Genomic DNA, 19,589 nt, shown 5'->3' on the forward strand with positions numbered 1-19,589 from the left:
GCGGCAGTTCCGGGACCGGTCGTGCCGACGGTCTGCGTCTCCGCCGAAGAGGCGATTCAACCGACGTCAGTATAGAGGTTTGCGAAACATTGTCTGTTATTCAACCCCTAAGAGCGTCGCTTGAGTCTGGTTTCAAGTCACGAGTCTGCTCGCTCTCGCCCGAAACGGAAAGGCGGAGGTAGCCGACTCGCACTGTCTCCGGACCTGTCAGTGAGCCGTCGCTCGTGTACAACCCTGTCCGACGTGTCAAGGATGTCCGGTTGGAGCCAGCCCCTGGCGTTCGTCCCGTAGCCGGGCTATCAGGTCCAGCTCGGCGAGAACAGTGGAGTGCCGTTGTGCATGGCCGCCTCGCCGGAACCACACTTCGACCTCAAGAAGAAGCTTCTCAGCTGAGGCCAGGTCCCCCGTGCGGAGACAGACTTGCCCCAGTCCGGTCATCGCGATGGCTTCCGCGGGCTTGAAACTATGGTCTGCGGCGAGCTTCCTCGCCGCCTCAAAATGCTGCCGGGCGACGGCATAGTCCTGCCGGGTCAGCGCTAACTTGCCGAGGCCGGAATGCCGGTCTGCGGCTTCTGCCCACATACCAAGCTCGTCGGCCAGCGCGAGGCCGTCGCGGTGTAACCGTTCGGCGGCGACATGGTTGCCACCGTACTCGGCTAGTACAGCGCGAGGGTAGATGGTGAGGAGCTCACCACCACGGTCGCCCAGCCTGCGAAATCCTGCGAGTGCCTCCTCGGCGGCGACGGCCGCCGAGGTCCGGTCTCCTCGGAGGATGGCGTGGTGAGCGCGCAGGCTCGCGCACGCGGCCATGCCCCAGGCATGCCCGAGCGACCGAAAGCCCGCGGAGGACTTCTGCACCAGGTCCTCGCTGACTTCGACGTCGCCCGCATGAAGCAGTACGTAGCCAAGGAACCACTGCGCCATCGACAGTCCGGTCGAATCACCCACGTCGTCGAATGCCGCTAGGGCAGCTCTGGTATGAGCTGCCCGGTCAGGTTCAGTGTCGAGCAAAACGGTGATGCCTGCCTCCCAGCACTTCACCCGCGCGTACAGCGTCTGTGATGCGGCGCCTGGAGTGGCCAGTGCCCGCCTGGCCCAGCGGGCAGCCTGCTGAACCCTGCCCCGCAATAGCAGGTACCACGTGAGTGCATCCACCAGCCGCAGCGCGATGTCCGCCGCGCTGTCGTCGGCAGTGGCCTCCAAAGCCGAATGGAAGTTGCCGGAATCGACATCAAGGCGTTCGAGGCTCGAGCGCTGCCGCAGGCCGAACAACCCAGGTGTGAGCTCTTCGGCCAAGCCCACATAGTACCGAGCATGCTTGCCACGGAGCGTGTCCGTCTCCTTGGCTTCCGTCAAACGCGTACGTGCGTAGGCCGCGATCGTCACCAGCAATCCGTATCGGCTGCTTTCGCTGACGACGACCATCGAGCGGTCGACCAACCTCGCCAAGATCGCCGCCACATCACGACGATCGATGGTCTCATCAGAACAAATCTCCTCCACCGCTTCCAGGCTGCCACCGTCCAGGACGGCGAGTCGTCGCAAGACGATTCGCTCCGGCTCAGTCAGCAGCTCCCAGCTCCAGTCGAGCAAGGCGGGCAGGGTGCGCTGCCGGGCGGGAGCGCCGTGATTGCCACCGGACAGCAGATGGAACCGATCGTCCAGCCGCGCTACGAGCTCAGGGAGCCCTAACGCCCTCATCCTGGCCGCGGCCAGCTCCAAGGCAAGGGGAAGACCGTCCAGTGACCGGACGAGGTCGGTCACCTCGTCGGCGTTCGAGGAGTCCACCGTGAAGGTGGGGCGACCTTCGACGGCACGGATCGAGAACAGGCGGACCGCGCTGGACTGCCGCACTTCGTCAACTTCGGCACCGACTTCTGGCAGATCCAGCGGAGTCACCGGCTGAAGAATCTCGCCCGGTATGCCCAGGGGTTCTCGGCCTGTCGCCAGCACCTTCAGGCCGGGCGCCGCGGCAAGAAGGGTCCGCACCAGCCCTGCGACGGGTTCGGTCACATGCTCGCAATTGTCGAGCAACAACAGCACCGACCGGTCCCGCAAGAACACGGAAAGCCGTTCGAGGTGCGCAGTCGGCGCCGCTGGAGGCAGTCCCCCGAGCATGGTGTTTTCACGGAGACCGAGCACCCTCATCACAGCTTCGGCGATTTCGTCACCAGACCGAGTTCCAGCAAGCTCCACCAGCCACGTTCCATCGGAAAACGCGTCAGCCAAGAGGTCCGCGACAGCGAAACCCAAGCGTGTCTTTCCCACGCCTCCGGGCCCGGTGAGGGTTACGAGCCGCGCGTTGCAGACCACATCGGCGACGTCAGTGATCATCCGTTCTCGGCCGATCAACGCGGTGAGCTGCGCCGGCAACTTCGTCCGCCGGCGAGAGGGTGGCGTGTCCAGGGTGGGGTCCCTGGTCAAGATCGCATGCTGGAGGGCGATCAACTCCGGACTGGGATCGAGACCGTGTTCCTCGGCCAAGACACGGCGAAAGGCGTCATAGCTCGCCAGTGCATCACTTGGACGTCCGTCGCGGTATAGGGCACGGACATGCGCCGCTCGGAGTCGTTCCCGATGCGGATACCGGTGTACCCACCCTGCCAACTCGGCAACCAGCCCGCTGTGCTCACCGAGAACGAGCCTGGTCTCGACCAGTTCCTCGACGGCCAGCAGCCTCAACTGCGCCAAGCGCTCCGCTGCCGGCTGCGCGAACGCCTCATCGGCGAACTCCATCAGGGCATCACCTCGCCACAGAGCGAGCCCTTCAGAAAGCAAATGCCCCCGCGGGAGCGGGTCATGGGTACTCCGCGCCTCGCTGAGCAACTGCTGGAAGCGAATGGCGTCGACCGTGTCGGCAGGCGTGTCCAGCCGGTATCCCGCACCGGTCAGCTCGACCGCAGAGGACCCCAAAAGGCGACGGAGTCGGGAAACCCTGACTTGTAAGGCATTCGTCGGATGCGCGGGCAGTGAATCCGGCCAGAGGTCAGCGATCAAGCGCTCGACGGGAACCGCGACGCCCTCGTTCACCAACAGTACGGCCAGTAGCGACCGTAAGTCAGCACCCTGAGGCGTGACAGGGACCCCATCCTCCTGCCACACCGTCAACGGTCCCAGCACACCGAAACGCACTAGCCCACAGTACTGAGCGGCGGAGGCGCGCGCTGGAAAGTTCGTCGGAAACCTCCAGACAACAGCAGAGGTGCACTCTCGACGCGATCACCCCGCGGCGTGGCCTACAGGCAGCGGTTCCCACTCGGCCATAGGCGCAGTCATGAGGAGTACGAGCCTCCTGTTGTCGAGCAGTCCATCCTACTATCGTCAGGGTACCTACGTAGAGCCGTGATTGCGTCCTTGCCAATAACGCTTCACGAAGACGACTGGTGCCAAGCGCCCAACTCGGCCTGCCGGGCTTGAAGTAACTCGGTGATCCACCTTGCGGGAAGGGTTGGGTAGGCCCCTCGCCCGGTATGGTGAGCGTTTCAGTCATGCCAATCACCGGAGAACAAGAAGGAGGGACCACTTTTCGGCTGTTGATGCTCAGCCCTCGCTCCCCCAAGGGCAAATCCGGTCAGCACGCACTACCGAGGCATGGTCACCATGCTATGAGCCACCTCCCGCACAGCCGCCGCCATCTCCTGGTGGTCAGCGGGCACACGACCGAAAAACCCCTTGTCATAACCGTCATATTGAACGCGAATCACTCTGCTTCCGACCTGGACGACGGCAATGGCGGTCGCGAGATCAGAGCGCTGCCATAAGCCCTGGACCCCTCCCCCTCCCGATACCGTGAAGGGCTGAGATCCAGCCAATATTCGGACCTCTACTGTATATTCTTGGTCCGCAGCCGCCTTATGAATATAATCGCGCACTTTTATGGACAAAGCGCGATAACCGACCCCATTCGCCCCTTTGAGGGTATCGTAGTCACAATAAATTAGGCGGACATCTTCACCGCGCAGCGTACTAGACTCCGTCGGGTTCGTGACGTGGAGACGATCGAGCTGCTCGCCTGAAAGTCGACACTCGGGAATGACCGAGATATTCTTGGCTTCACTGCCGACCGGAACAAGAAGGTCGAAAATACGGAAGACTGCAAAAAAGACAAAGATCAGCAGCACAATTACGGAAACAATAATGGCGAAGACAAACCCGGCACGACGTCTCGCCATTGGTCGATGGTACACGAAACCTTTCCAAACGTCCGAGGTCGTCGTTCCCTCAAGGGACCACACTCGTCAATCAAAGATTATCGATCCCTGTTCCACAGCATACCTCCCCGCGAGACAACTCGGCCAGGTGCACCGAAAACGCAGATCCCCTCCGAGGTTTCCCCATGACGGCGACTCGATGAACCACCGCAACCTGTACGAACAAGGTCCACCGAGGGCCACTGCAGCCTCGCTTCAGGTGGTCATCCATACACCCTGCCCGAGCAGGGATCATCGTTCAAGAGCGGAGCGATGCAGAAAGTTGCCAATTGATACCCGACCAGGTATCGAACTCTTTGATTGACGACAACCGGCGCTTCTTCTCACCACGCGTTGCGCGCGACGCCTAGTCAAAGTTCAACGAAGTCACAGTTACGCGAAATCCATACTCCTGCAGCAGATCTACAGTAGAATCAGCAAATGATATCCGCCGGACAACTTGCGCCGTTCGCCGCACTGACGTTTCTTATGGTGATCATACCCGGGCCGAGCGTATTGTTTACCATCAGCCGCGCGCTCACCGCCGGCCGGCGCGACGCACTCCTCACCGTCGCCGGTAACGCAGCGGGGGTCTATACCCAGGTGGCGGCAGTAGCCTTCGGTCTCGGAACAATCGTGAGTAATTCGGCCGCGGTTTTTACCGCTGTCAAGCTGGCCGGTGCGCTCTACCTGATTTACCTGGGCGTTCAGGCACTGCGAAAACGCCGCAAGCTGACCGAGGTTTTCGCGTCGGAAGTACGCGCTGCCCCGGGACATACTCTCTCGGTGTTGCGCGACGGTTTTGTACTCGGATTCGCCAATCCGAAGTCGATCGTGTTCCTGGCCGCGATCCTGCCACAGTTCGTCGACACGCAGGCCGGGACCACGTCCACGCAAATGCTGTTGCTAGGCATCTGCCTGCCGATCATCGCACTCATCTGTGACAGCACCTGGGCGTTCATCGCCAGCCAAGCCCGGACCTGGTTCGCCCGCTCGCCCAGGCGCCTGGAACTGCTCGGCGGCACGAGCGGTCTAACGATGATCGGCCTGGGCGCTTCTCTTGCCTTGAGCGAACGTCAAAATTGAACCTCACCCCTGGAGCAGTGTACAGCCACTTCCGAAATCGGAAATCCCAAACGCCGCCTTCGTTTTCCTGCTTCAGCCGAGACGAGACGGAGCATCAGCACTCTCGAATAGACGTGTCCCCGCCGCCGACCAAATCCTTGTGATTCGATCACCCTCGATGTCCAGCTGATCGATTCCGCTCTTACCGACACGATCAGCGTCATGAACGGCACGCCAGCGAGCGCTTACCTGTCCGGTAGCGAGGTCAACGATTGGCGTGCCCTCCACTGTGAAGACAAGCCCAGGACGTGCTCCGCGCCAGGATCGAATGAAGGCGAGTACCTCATCGGGTCCGCGCAGCGCGTCCGCTCCGGGAATCTCAGCGGCGAAGTACACCCGAAAGCCAGGCGCGAGAATTTCGTGAGCGAGGCCATATTCACCGCTCCAGAGAGCGGCCCACTGGTCGATGAGTCGGCCACCGGTTGCCCTGACGCCAGCTGGATCGAGGTTTTCGCTGTTCATGACAGGTCCTTTCGGGCTGACCCTTCGATGTCCACTGCCGTGGTCGTACGCGAGCCGAAACAGTGATGCGGTACTACCCACGTTGCCTTCAAGCCCGGACCAGACGAAGCCGGGCGACAGAACTTTCGCTGCGCGAGGCATGTTCCCTTCGTCGCTCCAGAAGCACAATGGCTCGGCCGATGCATATCGACGCGACACCGATGCGGCTTGAGGTATCGTCGCTGGTTCGCGCTCGAGCTTGCCCGGTCTCCGATCGGCATGCCTCCTGATCAACCTGCCGGGTGCGCTTCGCTGTGAACCCGTGCCCGACCAGATGCGCCAGGCCCTCTGCGCGGCCGTCAACCGTGTCGCGGCTAAGTCCAAGCACATGCTCGATGTCTTCGACAGTTGTGACACCAGCGCGCCGGACAGCCGTACTTGTCGCTTCCTTCACAGACCAGAAAGTCACGGCGTTGCCAGAGGCGGCACAGGTATTGCCCCCGGCGGCCCGAGCACACCCGATCGCACCCACCCTCCGATGGAGAGGGGCGCCTCCGCTGGAAAGCGGGACGAAAGCATCCGGACAGCGGCCTCGGGCAGCCTTGGTCTGATCGACCGCCGGACGAAGGAGGGCTCACGGATATGGAACGCAGGAACGGGCTGTTCACAAGGCTCTTGCCGTTGGCGATAGCCATGTTCGCCGTCGGCACCGACGGCTTCGTCATAGCTGGTCTACTCCCCCAGATCGCCGCGGATCTCGAAGTCAGCGTCACAGCGGCGGGCCAGCTAGTCACCGGGTTCGCTCTGGCACTCGCCATATCCGCGCCAGTTCTCGGGGCGGTCACCAGCGAATTGGATCGCCGCCGAGTGCTGGTGCTGGCGCTGGCGATCTTCATCCTGGGCAACGTGCTCACCGCAGTCGGCCCCGACTATACGACCGTGCTGAGTGCCCGGGTTCTGACCGCGATGGGCGCGGGTCTCATCGGCGCCGCCGCCTTCAGCGCCGCAGCGGCCATCGCACCCGAAGAGCACCGCGGAAAGGCACTCGCCACCGTCATGGGCGGCCTCACCTTGGCCATCGCTTTCGGCTTACCGGCAGGTACCCTCATCGGCGCGGCCGAATGGCGCATCACCTTGTGGGCGGTAGCCGGACTCGGCCTTGTCGCCGGAGTCGGCGTCATCGTCGCACTGCCGCCCATCAATTTGCCCTCTGACCCTCTCCGCGCACGGTTGGCACCTTTGGCGAAACCTCGGATCCTCGGCACCCTTGCCGTTACCATCCTTTCCCTGGCGGGTACGCATGTGCTCTACACCTACATCGGCCCAGCCATGACGGCGGCCACCGATGGTTCGAGCGGTACGCTCACGGCACTCCTGCTGTCATGGGGAGTGGGCAACATGGTGGGGAACCTGCTGGCCGGACGCCTCGCGGACCGGTATCCACCCCGGCAGGTCGTCACCGCTGGACTAGGCGCGGCCACAATCTGGCTCGGCGTGAGCCCGCTACTGACGAGCAATTCACCGCTGGCGATCGGCTGGGCGTTGGTGTGGGGAATCTTCGTATCCCTGCCCGTCGTGCCGCAGCAGAGCCGGCTCGTCGCACAGGCGCCGAGTTCGTCGGCCATCCTGCTCGGCTTGAACAACTCGGCGATCTATGTCGGTGTCGCTCTCGGCGGCGCGCTGGGCGGCTTGAGCCAGTACCAGCTCGCGCCCGATCTCCTAGGCCTGGCAGCGGCGGCAGTAACGGGTCTGGGTTTCCTCCTCGATCTGCTCTCCCGACGAAAGCTCCCACCCCCCACTCGGCGGCCCAGCTGTACGAGGATCGAGGATCGCCCTTCGGCCCGCTGACCCGCTGACTCGGTCAAGCCGCGACGAAATATCGGTCGATATGGCCCAACGTCTGCGCTGGAGCATGTTTGGTTGTTCTTCAGGTGGGCAGATGGCGACGGGCCGTCGACGTCGCCGGGGAAGTTGCCGGTGTACTTCCCGTACCGGGCAGGGATGCTCTCATCAGGGTTCGAGACGAAAGCATGAAACGCGCGCGATGGGCGGCGTTGCGGAAGAACCCGGACAACCTCACCGATCATCGGTGTCACAAACTTGCCTGGATCGCCAAGACCAACCCCGGCTTTATCGCGCCTACCTACTCAAAGATGGCCTTCGGCACCTCTTCGCCGTGGGCGGCCAGGCTGGAAAAGAAGCGCTGCAACGCTGGCTGGCCTGGGCGGCACGCTGCCGGATGCCCGAGTTGAGATTCTCGGAGCGAACCCGGAACGGGGATGGGCAGCGCGGGTGCTTGTGCCGGCGATCACCGCGTCATCCGAGCTTGCGCTTACCGCAATCTCCACCACTCGTGAAGACAGCGCACAAGCCGCGCGCACGCGATTCGGCGCACAACTTGCCTTCACCGATGCCCGCAGGCTCGCGACGCATCCCGACGTCGACCTCGTGGTCGTCACCGTAAAGGTGCCCGCCACATCGAGTTGGTCACCGCCCCGCTCCAGGTTGGCAAACACGTGTACTGCGAATGGCCACTGACCACTACAGCGACGGTGTCACCGTCGCCGAACCAGCTCAAAGCGGGATCCCCGGGGTAGCGCCCACTCGGCCAGCGCACGCCATCCTCCAGCAGGCCCGCATAGCTGCCGGCAAGGTCAGAGTTCCCCTCGCGTCGCGCAAAGGGTAGCTCAGCTTTGCCAACCAGGTCGGGCAGAGGTACGCCGTTCAGGTGCGGCACGAGTGTCGGGAACACGCCGACGCCGACGAGGTCGCACTCACCCAGCTCGAGCTCCCCCTCGACGTGGCAGGGCGCCTTCGTCGAGGAAGTGCCGGGTTTCATCGCGGTCCACGCCGCCCCTGCGCAACCACTCTCCCGTTGAAGCGGATCGAACGCGTCGACTTCTTCATGGTCAACGTCCGTTTTTACCCTGATGCCCGAAGCTTCGCCAAGCGAATCTGGCAGCCGTCACGTATGGCTTGCGGGGCGCCGCACTCTTCGAGCAGGGTAACGAAATTTCCCGAGCCGCCTGGGGTACACATGTGAGCGCATATCGAAGCAGGATGTCCCTCTGGCCGAACCCTCCAACCGCCGACAAGTGGCAGGCCCGGCAGGCCGATCATCCCCAAACGTGGGGAGTGGCGGCATCTACGTAGTTTCCACGATGTGACCCTCTCCGCTTTCCAGGCAATATTGGCATGATCACCGGCGAAACCATGCCGGGCCACAGAGGAGCCCAAGGAGGTCCGGGAACCGCCATGCGCCGACCCCGCTCACTTTCTGGTTCGTCGATACAAGAAGGCACCCCGCATGCGAAACGATCCATATCGATATTCGTCATGACCTTGGCCTTGATTGCATCGGCCGCTCCCGCGCTTGCTGTGGCCGCGAGCGTCGGCACCGACGTCTACGCGGCGCCGGGTCCCCATTCCACGGTGAAGCTGCACGGCGGCCCCGATCACACCTTCCACTACCCCGCCGACCTCAGCGCAGGCACCCGCTACCCGATCCTGCTCTGGGGCAACGGGACCGGTGCGACCCCGGAAGCCTACGAATCCCTGTTGCAGCACCTCGCCTCCTGGGGTGTCGTGATCGCCGCCGCGAACACCGAGACCTCGGGATCCGGTTCGGAAATGCTCGCGGGCGGCCGGTTTCTCATCGGGGAGAACACACGCCCTGCAAGTCCGTTCCATGACGCCATCGATCCGGTCAAAGTCGGCGCCAGCGGCCGTTCACAGGGCGGTGGCGGCACGATCGCGGCCGGCTCAGACCCGCTGGTGACCGTGACCGCACCGGTCCAGCCCGGACCACAAGGCGACGTCCGGGCGTTGCGTGGACCGAGCCTGTTCGTGGCCGGGCAAACCGACACCACCGTCCCATCGTTCTATGTCCGAGCCCGGTACCACCACGCGGATGACGCCGCCGCCGTCTTCGCCGAGCTGCGAAACTCCAACCACTACTTCTCCGATGGCGGCGGAAAACGCCTCAAAGGCGTGCTTGCCGCATGGTTCCGCTACTGGCTCGTCGACGACCAGCGCGCGGCCGCCCTGTTCTTCGGCCCACGGTCATCCTGCGGCCTTTGCGGCGAAAAAGACTCCTGGTCGGCCGTCGAGCGGAACGACAAGGCACGACAGATCACGTGACAGGCTCCGAGCGCACCTGGAACACCGCGCCGATACCGGCCGTCGTCCGTACGACCTGGCCGATGGTCACCCGATGGCGCTGGGTGTCACCCCTTCGACTCTGGGGTGGCCCCTCCTCCACCTCGGACGAAGTCCACCTCGTGGTCGTCGATCCACTCCGGGAACGCGCGTCGGGCCGGAGTGTCCGTCTCAGCGAACTGACCGATCCCGATGAAGCCGCACAGATCTACGCGAGATTGTGGATTCACTTCATCAGCGAGGAAAGCAGTGCCGGAACAGCCGCTTCACCGGTACGCGTCCCAGGCCGTCCCACAACATCCCGATAGTCGCGGCGGCGACCGCGCAATGGCGGAAAGGCGGAGGCTTGTGTTCGTGGCAGCATGCGCCTGGCGTCGGTTGCGCAACCGACAACGAATACCGCCCTCGCCCCCGATTGTTGTCGGCTGTCAAAGGTGCAAAGTTGGCGTTGCCGACCGTTTGCCGGTGTCGTCGATATTTTCAGGATACGAAAATCGGAAAGGGTAAGCATGCCTGTTTTCGCGCGTCGCAAACTCGCCACCACCGCCACGGCCGTGATGCTCGCCGCCGGTGCGCTGGTCGTGCTCCAGCCGGGCGCCTCAGCGTGGGCGGACACACCGCAGGGCGCGAATGGGTGGACGGGCACCTATCCCGGCGCCGACTGGCAGCGCGCCGACGCCGCCGCCGAGGGCTTCGACCCCGCCAAACTCGCCGAAATCGCCTCGGCCGCCCAAGCCGACGGCACGAACTGCATGGTCGTCATCCGCCACGGCCGCCTCGTCGGCGAGTGGTACTGGAACGGCACCAACGCCGACTCGGCCCAAGAGGTCTTCTCGGTCACCAAGTCGGTCACCAGCACCCTGGTCGGCATCGCCCAGTCCCGCTGGAAACTCAATGTCGATGACAAGGCCGCCAAGTACATCCCGGCCTGGGCGGGCACCCCAGCTTCCCAGGTCAAGGTGAAGAACCTACTCGGCAACAACTCCGGCAGGCACTGGGACGCGGTCACCGATTACGTCACCCTCCCCACCGCGGACGACCGCACCGCCTTGGGCGCCTCCCTCCCGCAGGAGCACCGACCCGGTGACGTCTGGGCATACAACAACGCCGCCATCCAGACCCTGGACGACGTGCTGAGCAAGTCCACCGGCGTCGAACCGGCGGACTACGCCGACAAGAACCTGTTCGCCCCCATAGGTATGCGTGACACCCGCCTGACCAGGGACCCGTCGGGCAACACCAACATGTTCTTCGGCATGCAGTCCACCTGCGAGGACCTGGCCCGGTTCGGCCACCTGTTCCTCGAAGACGGACGGTGGAACCTCCGGCAGATCGTGTCCAGCCGCTGGGTGCACGAGGCCACCGGCAAACCGTCCCAGCCCATCACCTCGTCTTACGGCTACCTGTGGTGGCTCAACCACCTCGGCGCCGTCGCCAACGCCCTGGTCCCGATGACCCGCGAAGACAGCGCCAACGCGCCCCGCGAGCGCATGGTGTCGAACGCGCCCGCGGATATGTACTGGGCCATCGGTCTCGGCGGCCAGGTCGTCCAGGTGGATCCCGGCTCCGACACCGTGGTCGTCCGCCTCGGTCCGATGAACCTGACCAACAAGAACTGGCCTGCGACGAGTGCCCGGGTGGTCACCGAGGCTCTGGTTGGTCGCTGATTCAGCCTGGTCGTGCTGTCTGCTCGATGGGGTGGAGCGGCTTCTTCGGGACCCCTCCGCAGGAAGATCGCCGTGTGAAAGAGGGTGGAGAGCCTCCGGTCTCACACGCGCGGCCAGCTTGGTGATCTCCCTTTTCTTCGAAGCAACCGCCCCACCCCATCGAGCACTTATGAACAGCTACGGGTCAGCCTGCCGGACAGCTGACCCCCGACGACATCACCTCGATCGTGAAAACCGAAGAATTCAGCGGGACCACTTCAACAGCCACGTCCCCTGCTGAATGAGCTTCGAGCCAGCAATACCCCCATCGCCTGTTTCCTGAGCCTGAGGAAGCCGCGACACGCCCGAGTGTCAAGCAGTGGGGTGGATTCGGGCTCCTGGGGCACGACCGCCACGTCGGGCAGTGTCTTGAGCAGAAGATCACACACCTCACCGCGCATCGGGTACTCGGCCGTGGCGAACAGGTCGGAGCCGTGTAGGCTGAATCGCGTAAGTTCGCGGCCCCAGAGCGAGCTCGGCCGCGGTCATCTCGACACCGTCCACCGTTGTCGGCACTGGTCGGCGCCCCCTGCGCCGAAGACACTCTCAAAGCCCGCGAATCGCCGTGGAACGAGCCCTTTCACCGTGGTCGACGGCGGTCTCGATGTGGTGCAGGAAGAGAATGGCCGCGATGATCGCGGCGGCCCGGCGCGGGCAGCGATATCCGATGTGCGAGGACGTCGTACATCTCGCGCACGAAGCGCTGGAGTTCGGCGCGACGGCTGTTTCCTTGGCGACCTGAGTGGACTTCTGCCGACCTGGTCACGCAAGCCGGGCTGAACTCGTGTACATATGCCAGCGGTCGCCGGTGCGGCACCGCTGGTCCAAGCCGGGCCGGCGGTCGCAGTGGACTCGTTCGGCGGGGTGTCCCAGCGGTGAATCACGTGGTGAACGCCGCCATCCTTCCCGGAGTGCTGATCTGCCCGCATCGGCATGGCATCGCTCCAAGACCGTTCGCGGAAAGGAACGACCGGATGCTGACCGTGCGCGGCATTTCCTATCTCGTCGGCGAAATTCCGGTGGACATTGTCCGTCGCGACCTGACTGCGATTCGAGACGACCTGCACTGCACCGCGGTGATGTCCATCGGCGCCGACGTCGACCAGCTGATCGCGGTCGCCGGCCAAGCGCTTGACCTCGGCCTGGACGTGTACATCCGGCCCAACGCGACGGAGCTGCGGCCGCCTGAGCTACTCGCGCACCTGACACGGACCGCGGCGTCCGCCGAACAGCTGCGGATCCGCTACCCGGGAAAAGTAACCCTGCTGGTCGGCAGCGAGTTTTCGCACACCGCCCGGGGTATCGTTCCCGGCTTCCGCTCCTACCTGCGCTTGCGGCTCATTCTGCGAGCACGCACGCTGCTCCGGCACCGCATCGACCGTCGGCTGGACGCCCTACTCGCGAAAGCGGCGGAAACCGCCCGCGACGTATTCCACGGGCCGGTCACCTACGCTGCGGCTGGCTGGGAATCGGTGGACTGGTCCCGATTCGACCTGGTCGGGGTCAGCCTCTACCGGTCCGGGACCGATCACACGAGCTATGAACGGCGGGTCCGCGCGCTGGTCGGCGAATCGGCCAAACCGGTGGTGATCACCGAGTTCGGCTGCGGCGCCTTTACCGGGGCGGACGTCCGCGGGCCCGGCTCCTTCCAGATCGTCAACTGGTACGCCCGCCCGCCGCGGATCATGGACGCACATCCGCGCGACGAGAACACCCAGGCCCGCTACCTCACCGAGCTGATCGACCTTTACGACCAGACGGGCGTGCACGGCGCCTTCGTCTTCACTTTCAGCATGCCCGATTTCGCTCATCACGATGATCCGGCGCTCGACTTGGACCGAGCCGGATTCGGCATCGTCACAGTGACAGCCGACCACCCGGCACAATGGCGGCCTAAAGCGGCGTTCCGCGCTGTCGCCCATCGCTACGGCGGCAGATAGGCCAACTCTGATCGTCGTGAATCCTGCTCCGATCGCCCGGCAGCACGCCCTCGAGAACGCCGTCCGACCTTGCCGTCGGCCCACCGGCGGCGCGTTTCGGGCCGGCCCGTCGGCTGGGAATTCCTCGGAACCACCGCAACAACAGCTGCGGCAGGCGGAGTCTGAAAGGTGTGGAGTCCACACAACGAACCTTCGACGAGTTTTCCCGCAAGCAGCTTCCGGGCCTGGTCCGGTTCGCCGCGGTCCTGACGGGCGATCGCGATCTCGCACAGGATCTCGTCCAGGACGCGCTGGTGCGCGCACATCGGCACTGGCCACGGGTCGTCTCGGCCGACCGGCCTGATCTCTATCTGCGACGGATGGTCGTCAACGGCCACCTGTCCTGGCGGAAGCGCTGGTACCAGCGCTCCGTCCGGCTGACAGCCGACTACGCGGGCACCGAACCGGCGTCCGGGGACCCGGCTGCCGCCGTGGCCGACCGCGACCAGCTCGACCTGCTGCTCAGGAAACTGACCCCTGCCCAGCAGGTCGCGATCGTCCTGCGTTTCTACGAAGACCGCGACGACACCGAGATCGCCGAAGCGATGGGGTGCGCGGCCGGGACGGTGCGCAGTCATATTTCGCGTGGCCTCGCGGCCCTCCGGCTTCGCCTCGAATCCGACCTTACGGAGGTATCTGAACCATGACCGACCTCGACCTGCTCCGAAAGACCCTGCGAGAGCGCGAGAACCTGGCCCCCGACCCAGAAACGATGCTGATCAGGACACACTCGACCCTACGACGACGCGTGGCAGTGCGGCGCGCGACTGCGTTCGCCTCCGCTGCGACCGCCACCACCGGTGTCCTGATCGCCGGCGGGCTGCTGACGATGGAAGGGGACCGACCACCCGTCGCCATGACGCCGGCGGCATCGGCCGTCGCCCCGGTGAAGGCGGTCGATCCGGCGCAGTCCTTGCCGTTCACCGTCGGCCGCCTGCCTGGTGGATTCGTGCTGGACTCTTGGACACTCGATCCCGGCGAGGTCTCGGCGCAGTATGCGGGCAAAGGAAATTTCGAGACGATCACAGTCCGGGTCCGGACCGAGGACCCCGCCACGGCGACCGGGGGCGAATCCCGTGACGTCAACGGGATCCCCGCGGTGCTGCGGACAGTCGACGAGCGATCCGGTTTCAAGGAACTGAGTTGGCAGCTCTCCCCCGGTAAGTGGGCCGCCATCGGCGGCGCGTCGAGTCGCATCACAGTGCGGACACTGCAGGAGGTCGCCGAGTCCGTCACCGCACGACCGAGCCCGGTGACCGCGATACTGAAGAACATCACGGTACCCCCGCTACTGAAGGTGTACTCCGCCCAAGGAGGAAGGGCCGGCAGTGCGGAATCGTTCCGCTTCTGCCCCGACGGCTCCGCCACCGACGACCCCGCCTGTGTCCTCGTCGGCGTCCAAACCGGGACCGCGCCTGCCAGCTGGCAAGTGATCGGGCCTGGCACGGTGAACAATGTCGAGAACACGCCGTTGAAGCCATCTGACGGGCTTCTGCTCACCGACGACGGCCGCGTCGTGATTCGGCAGATCGACGCCAGGCACTGGATTTCGGTAACCTCGGATAGCACGGCCACAGGCACTCTCGAAGAGATCGCGCGAAGCGGCGTAGCCAGGTAAACCGGGTTCCCCGGATCCTCAGCTGATCCAGGTATTTCCTCGAAGCAGATGATTGTGGCGGCGAGGGTGAGGAATGCGCAGAAGTGGTTGGCGTAGCGGTCGTATCGGGTGGTGAGCTGGCGGTAGCCGAAGAGCCAGGCGGTGATGCCTTGATCGCAGATCCATTTTCGCAGGCCGGCGTGGTCTTACGCCTTGTCGGCGGGCAGTTTCCCGGCTGTTCGGCGACGCGGTCCCCATCGGGATCTGCTCGCCGGGACAGCCATCACCAGTGGCTTGAGCGCGGAGGAGCCCTGGGTATCGGCCGCGGACACCGCCACCCGTAAGAAGAAGTTCTGTCCGATCGGGCAGAACGTGGATCTTCGAGTCGCTCTTGCCGCGGTCGACCGGGCTCGGCTCGGTCGTCAATTTCCCTTTGCAGGGCCCTTCGCAGCGATGTGGGGGTAGTTTTGCCCAGGTATGGCAGAAGGACACGTCGTTGCTGGGTCTGGGTTTCCGGGCTGTCGAGGAACAGAAACTGGGTAGACGAGCACGACGTGCCCGCTGCCAGCGGTATGGGGTCGGCTGCTGGTTGTGAACACAAGACCGGCACCGCACCGTCCTATCCGGTACGGCACCGTGATCCCAGGTCTCGCGTCCTCCGCAGCCTTTGGCTTCATCGCACGTTGTTCCGTCGCAAGTGCTCGCACAGCACCGAATACACTACATCACTTCTTGATTATCACCAAGAAACGTGTTCATCGAAGCTGAGGACAATGCGAAGTGCCGTCCGGAAATACCGTTCAAGCTGATAGAAGCTCGCCGGGTCAGACGCCCTCGACGGCCCCTGGCGGAAGGAAGTCCACACCATACTGGCTCGCCACACTCAACCCCTCTTCCATGCTCATGGTCTTGTCCAGCTTGTCGAACAAGGAAGCCAGCTGACCGGCAGGGCTGACCCAGAACAACGCTCGAGTCGGCACATCGCCACGGTTGTAATAGGCATGCGGAAGATTTCTGGGCATCCGCACGGTGTCACCCGGGCCGGCTGTCTCCCACTTCCCGTCGATGTAGAGGGTGAAGACCCCGTCCAGAACGTAAATGTGCTCATCTTGCCGCGGATGCACGTGCGGTGGCACCCCGGTGCCAGGAGGATCGAACGTCTCGAACGCGAAACTCGATTCGCTGGCTGACTTCATCGTGTAGGTATGGCCGAACACGTTCCATACCCTCGACCCCAGGGCCTCGTTCGCGGGGGTGATCCCTTTCGGCAGCGGGCCGAGCACGATCTCTTCGTCTGACATGACACCTCCTGATGAACCTACCCGCCCACTATGCATGGCCCACGCCACGTTGCCAATAAATTCCGCCTGCATGAAGCCGGCACGTCCGAAACGGACCGGATACGTGACGCGATCCCCTGTCCACAGGAGTCCTCATCCCGCAAGACCACGAGAGCGTCCTCGCTGCCAGGCGGACCGCACTCCTGCCGAATAGCGCAAGGATCTGGCGCCCGACGGCATCCGGGTCTCCAGCTCCGCGAGTTCCCGACAGGCCATTGCTTAGCGTCCACACACTGTGGCCGACGTACTGCTGCTCGTCGCGAGAGCCGATACTGCGGTACAGGCCTTCGGCGTTGCGGACATCGGACATGCCACGTTCGCCTTCGGACAATGCGGCGTGGAGGACTACCGCGGAGCGGCAGACGATGGCCGTTCACCGGTGCCGAGATCCACCGTGGTGGAAGCGGACGTGGGGCGAGGGTCGGCCCGGCTGGAGAAGTTGATCGTTCAGTCCTGACCTCGAGGTCGTGTATCGGCCGGCGCTGGCCATTCGGTGGTGCTCAGCCGGCGGTCCGGCGTCGGTCGTGTCCGGCGGTGGTCACGAGGCCGAGGCCCGCGTCCTCGGGCGTGTACGTGTCCCTGAACCCGAAAGCGCTGGGCGATGGGCCGTGCGCGCGCAAATGTCGTAGCCGCTCGACCGCCTCTTCGACGGTGGGCACGTGGCCGACCGGGATCCACCACATCACCTGGAACGCCGTCTTCGGCAGCTCGAACCACTCAGCGCGGCGCCGGAGCACATCCAGATGGCCGCTGCGGTAGACGTAGTCCCACAGGCTGTCGCGACTCTCCCAGACCGACATGTTCACGATGACGTCCGCGCCGAGGGTGGTCCGGATCGCGGTGGCGTCGTTGCTCTCTTCGTCGACCAGTCGCCACACGAATCCGGGCGACCGGTCGGCGACGTCGTTCAGGGTGTCCAGCATCGACGTGAACCCGTGCGTGCGCGGGTCGTCCAGTGGGTGCTTCAGGGTGCCCACGTTGAGCTGGGCGAGGTGGTGTGCGGCCATGTCACCCACCTCACCACTCTCGCCCTTCTATGTCAATCTTCGTTACTTTTAGAACTCTCGACGGTGACGCAGCATCTCCCGAGCTGCGGATCCATCCGGGCCCGCAGTCCTTCGGCGTCCTCGATGAGACCTTCCAATAACGCCAGGTTCATGCCGCAGATCAGCGCGGGATGCCGCTCCGAGAGGACATGGAACGGGCAGTTGGCCAGGCGAAGGACGGCACCGTCCGCGTCCGTGCGCGGCTCGTAGCCGCGCACCGACAGAACGGCCCGCACCGCGTCGAGGTCCTCGATCGGTCCGGCGGTGGCCCGCGCGGCTCGTCCTTCCCGCACAGCGGCGGCCCGCAGCTCGACATCCAGCCGGGCGCCGTCCGCCACCACGGCCAGCAGGTCGGCGGCAGTGCGGTAGTCCCGGGCGGGGACCGAGACGAGATGTTCGGCGCCGGACCGACGGTAGAGCTTGGCCGGCCGCCCGGCGCCCGGGCCAGAACGCCCGGTGAGTCGCCGGCTCTCGGTGGCGAGCAGCCCGGCGTCGACGAGCTTGTCGAGATGGAACGCGGCGAGCGTGCGGCCGATCCCGGCACCCTCGGCCGCCTCGTTCCGGCTCACCTCGTGGTCCTGGGCGACCACGTACTCGTACAGCTGCCGCCGGACGGGGTCCCGCAGCACGACGATCGCCTCGATGTCCTCCATCCCACCATTCTAAGAACAACGCAGGCTTCCGTTAGACACCCGTCGCGACGAGCCTTGCCGACGTCGTTCCCCGCGACGGTCGCACGATGATGCTGAGCCGGCACCTTCGACAACGAACAGTGACCACCCCTGCCGTACGCACATCGGCATGTGCGGACGTTGCAGTTGACGCTTCCGGATCGGCTTGAGTGGAAGATGCGGGAACACCGGCGGCACCACCGCGAGGCAGGCAGTCCCCCGTCACCTGGTCGCGATGGTGCCCCTCGTCGACCGCGGCGAAATCACCGTCGACATCTCCGAGCGCCACCCTCCATCGCAGAAGTGAAGCAGGCGACATCTGCGGCAAGATCATCATCCGACCGGGAGCAGGGTCCGAGTGAGGGCAAACAAACCGCGGGCGATCGCGTCGAAGTCGTGGTCGGCCATGCCGATTCACCGGGCCTCCACGAAGGCACTGCGCGAGTCCGCAGGTGGTTGTCCGATGAGCCTGATGACGGGTGAGATACCTGCCATGACGGGCTTGCCGGCCCTCTGCAATCGATCGACCTGTACGGCGGTGTCCGCATCGCGGTGCCACCGCCCCATCGTCGACAACGGCAAGCCGGCCCTGGCTCGCCCATGAGCGATTGAGCTGCTCGATGAAGTCACAGTGTGCTCCTCCGGCGGCGTCGAGTTCTTCAGGCTCGGGTTCAGGCCTGATTCCTCGCTTGCCATTGGCAAGTCGGCGGGGAGCTACCTGGCCGCGCGTGGTCACCGAACGTCGCCTGCCTACCGCCTCGTAGTGCTTCCTCTGCGGTTGATCGTGGCAGCGATCGCTACCCCGCCCCTCATCGCGTTGGCGACGCTAGCGCGAGAGCTTCCATCTCTCTCCAGCTAGCGCTAACCAGCTGTTCCTTCGGAAAAATAGGGGCTGGCCCCTTCGGGGACCGGCCCCGTTCCGCGAGCTCACACGTCGAACAGTGTCCTCCATGTCAGCAACGCGGACGGACGCAGTATCGCACGAAAGCAAAAAAGTTCCCCAGAATCGAGCCGAGGATCTTCGGCTCGGTATCGACACTGCCGATACCCCCTGACCTGATCATTCTCGCCCGGCGCCGACCGGAGAAGCCGTCGTGGTGCTCGCTCACTGTATCCATGGTTGATCACCGATCGATCCACTTGATCGCCGGTCGGGAAATGTCCCGGAGAACTGCGGACCTCGAATGCGGGCGACGGCCCGACAGCCGGGGGGCGTGCTGGCCATGCTTATCGTCATCGTCGGCGCGGTGACCAAGGTTTACTCGTGAACCAGTAACCCGGCGGACTGTCGCGGACGGGGATGTAGACCGGTCCGCCGTTGCGGCATCATGCCGTT

The 19,589-nt window shown here is 64.4% G+C and carries 16 protein-coding genes and 1 pseudogene; 9 read left to right on the plus strand and 8 right to left on the minus strand.

The window, feature by feature from the left end; all coding sequences use genetic code 11:
- Window positions 1–246 precede the first annotated feature (246 nt).
- Both P3102_RS21725 and P3102_RS21730 read right to left on the minus strand, forming a co-directional pair.
- The gene (locus P3102_RS21725) at window positions 247–3,132 is read right to left on the minus strand and encodes a BTAD domain-containing putative transcriptional regulator (protein ID WP_276361269.1); all 2,886 of its coding nucleotides are present in this window, start codon (window positions 3,130–3,132) and stop codon (window positions 247–249) included.
- A 449-nt stretch (window positions 3,133–3,581) separates the two neighbouring features.
- The gene (locus P3102_RS21730) at window positions 3,582–4,172 is read right to left on the minus strand and encodes a hypothetical protein (RefSeq protein ID WP_276361270.1); all 591 of its coding nucleotides are present in this window, start codon (window positions 4,170–4,172) and stop codon (window positions 3,582–3,584) included.
- Window positions 4,173–4,631: 459 nt separating this feature from the next.
- Here P3102_RS21730 and P3102_RS21735 point away from each other — a divergent pair, with 459 nt between their 5' ends.
- The gene (locus tag P3102_RS21735; RefSeq protein WP_276361272.1) at window positions 4,632–5,276 is read left to right on the plus strand and encodes a LysE family translocator; all 645 of its coding nucleotides are present in this window, start codon (window positions 4,632–4,634) and stop codon (window positions 5,274–5,276) included.
- A 72-nt stretch (window positions 5,277–5,348) separates the two neighbouring features.
- Here P3102_RS21735 and P3102_RS21740 read toward each other — a convergent pair whose 3' ends face one another.
- A complete protein-coding gene (locus P3102_RS21740; protein WP_276361273.1) occupies window positions 5,349–5,777 on the minus strand; it encodes a nuclear transport factor 2 family protein in 429 nt (142 codons plus the stop codon).
- A 621-nt stretch (window positions 5,778–6,398) separates the two neighbouring features.
- On the opposite strand from P3102_RS21740, the gene P3102_RS21745 reads away from it, so the two are divergent.
- Both P3102_RS21745 and P3102_RS37845 read left to right on the plus strand, forming a co-directional pair.
- On the plus strand, window positions 6,399–7,604 hold the full coding sequence (locus P3102_RS21745) for an MFS transporter (protein ID WP_276361275.1): 1,206 nt from the start codon (window positions 6,399–6,401) through the stop codon (window positions 7,602–7,604).
- A 450-nt stretch (window positions 7,605–8,054) separates the two neighbouring features.
- Entirely contained in the window at window positions 8,055–8,294 is a 240-nt protein-coding gene (locus P3102_RS37845; RefSeq protein WP_346660199.1) for a hypothetical protein, read from the plus strand.
- On the opposite strand, the gene P3102_RS21750 is transcribed toward P3102_RS37845, so the two are convergent.
- Window positions 8,212–8,595 (minus strand): hypothetical protein, encoded by a 384-nt coding sequence (locus tag P3102_RS21750; RefSeq protein WP_276361277.1) that lies wholly within the window; start codon window positions 8,593–8,595, stop codon window positions 8,212–8,214. The genes P3102_RS37845 and P3102_RS21750 overlap by 83 nt on opposite strands.
- 356 nt (window positions 8,596–8,951) lie before the next feature.
- Here P3102_RS21750 and P3102_RS21755 point away from each other — a divergent pair, with 356 nt between their 5' ends.
- The 5 genes from P3102_RS21755 to P3102_RS21775 all read left to right on the plus strand — a co-directional run bounded on the left by P3102_RS21755 (window position 8,952) and on the right by P3102_RS21775 (window position 15,217).
- Window positions 8,952–9,896 (plus strand): acetylxylan esterase, encoded by a 945-nt coding sequence (locus P3102_RS21755; RefSeq protein WP_276361279.1) that lies wholly within the window; start codon window positions 8,952–8,954, stop codon window positions 9,894–9,896.
- Between the two features lie 527 nt (window positions 9,897–10,423).
- Entirely contained in the window at window positions 10,424–11,581 is a 1,158-nt protein-coding gene (locus tag P3102_RS21760) for a serine hydrolase domain-containing protein (RefSeq protein WP_276361281.1), read from the plus strand.
- A gap of 923 nt (window positions 11,582–12,504) precedes the next feature.
- Window positions 12,505–13,560, plus strand: coding sequence for a hypothetical protein (locus P3102_RS21765; RefSeq protein WP_276361283.1), 1,056 nt, complete (start codon window positions 12,505–12,507; stop codon window positions 13,558–13,560).
- A 170-nt stretch (window positions 13,561–13,730) separates the two neighbouring features.
- Complete coding sequence (locus P3102_RS21770; protein WP_276361285.1) at window positions 13,731–14,246, plus strand: SigE family RNA polymerase sigma factor; 516 nt, start codon at window positions 13,731–13,733, stop codon at window positions 14,244–14,246.
- Window positions 14,243–15,217 carry a hypothetical protein gene (locus tag P3102_RS21775; protein ID WP_276371647.1) on the plus strand — a complete coding sequence of 325 codons (975 nt, stop codon included), beginning with the start codon at window positions 14,243–14,245 and terminating at the stop codon, window positions 15,215–15,217. The genes P3102_RS21770 and P3102_RS21775 overlap by 4 nt, the downstream gene beginning before the upstream one ends.
- Before the next feature lie 32 nt (window positions 15,218–15,249).
- On the opposite strand, the pseudogene P3102_RS21780 reads toward P3102_RS21775, so the two are convergent.
- Window positions 15,250–15,616, minus strand: a pseudogene (locus P3102_RS21780) (IS5/IS1182 family transposase); the annotation flags it as partial.
- Window positions 15,617–16,020: 404 nt separating this feature from the next.
- Window positions 16,021–16,497 carry a cupin domain-containing protein gene (locus tag P3102_RS21785; RefSeq protein WP_276361287.1) on the minus strand — a complete coding sequence of 159 codons (477 nt, stop codon included), beginning with the start codon at window positions 16,495–16,497 and terminating at the stop codon, window positions 16,021–16,023.
- Window positions 16,498–16,771: 274 nt separating this feature from the next.
- On the opposite strand from P3102_RS21785, the gene P3102_RS21790 reads away from it, so the two are divergent.
- A complete protein-coding gene (locus tag P3102_RS21790; RefSeq protein WP_276361288.1) occupies window positions 16,772–16,993 on the plus strand; it encodes a hypothetical protein in 222 nt (73 codons plus the stop codon).
- Window positions 16,994–17,036: 43 nt separating this feature from the next.
- On the opposite strand, the gene P3102_RS21795 is transcribed toward P3102_RS21790, so the two are convergent.
- Window positions 17,037–17,543, minus strand: coding sequence for a DUF3291 domain-containing protein (locus P3102_RS21795; RefSeq protein ID WP_276361290.1), 507 nt, complete (start codon window positions 17,541–17,543; stop codon window positions 17,037–17,039).
- 32 nt (window positions 17,544–17,575) lie between these two features.
- Complete coding sequence (locus P3102_RS21800; protein ID WP_276361293.1) at window positions 17,576–18,235, minus strand: helix-turn-helix domain-containing protein; 660 nt, start codon at window positions 18,233–18,235, stop codon at window positions 17,576–17,578.
- Window positions 18,236–19,589 lie beyond the last annotated feature (1,354 nt).

The organism is Amycolatopsis sp. QT-25, assembly GCF_029369745.1.
In the GTDB taxonomy this organism is placed as follows: domain Bacteria; phylum Actinomycetota; class Actinomycetes; order Mycobacteriales; family Pseudonocardiaceae; genus Amycolatopsis.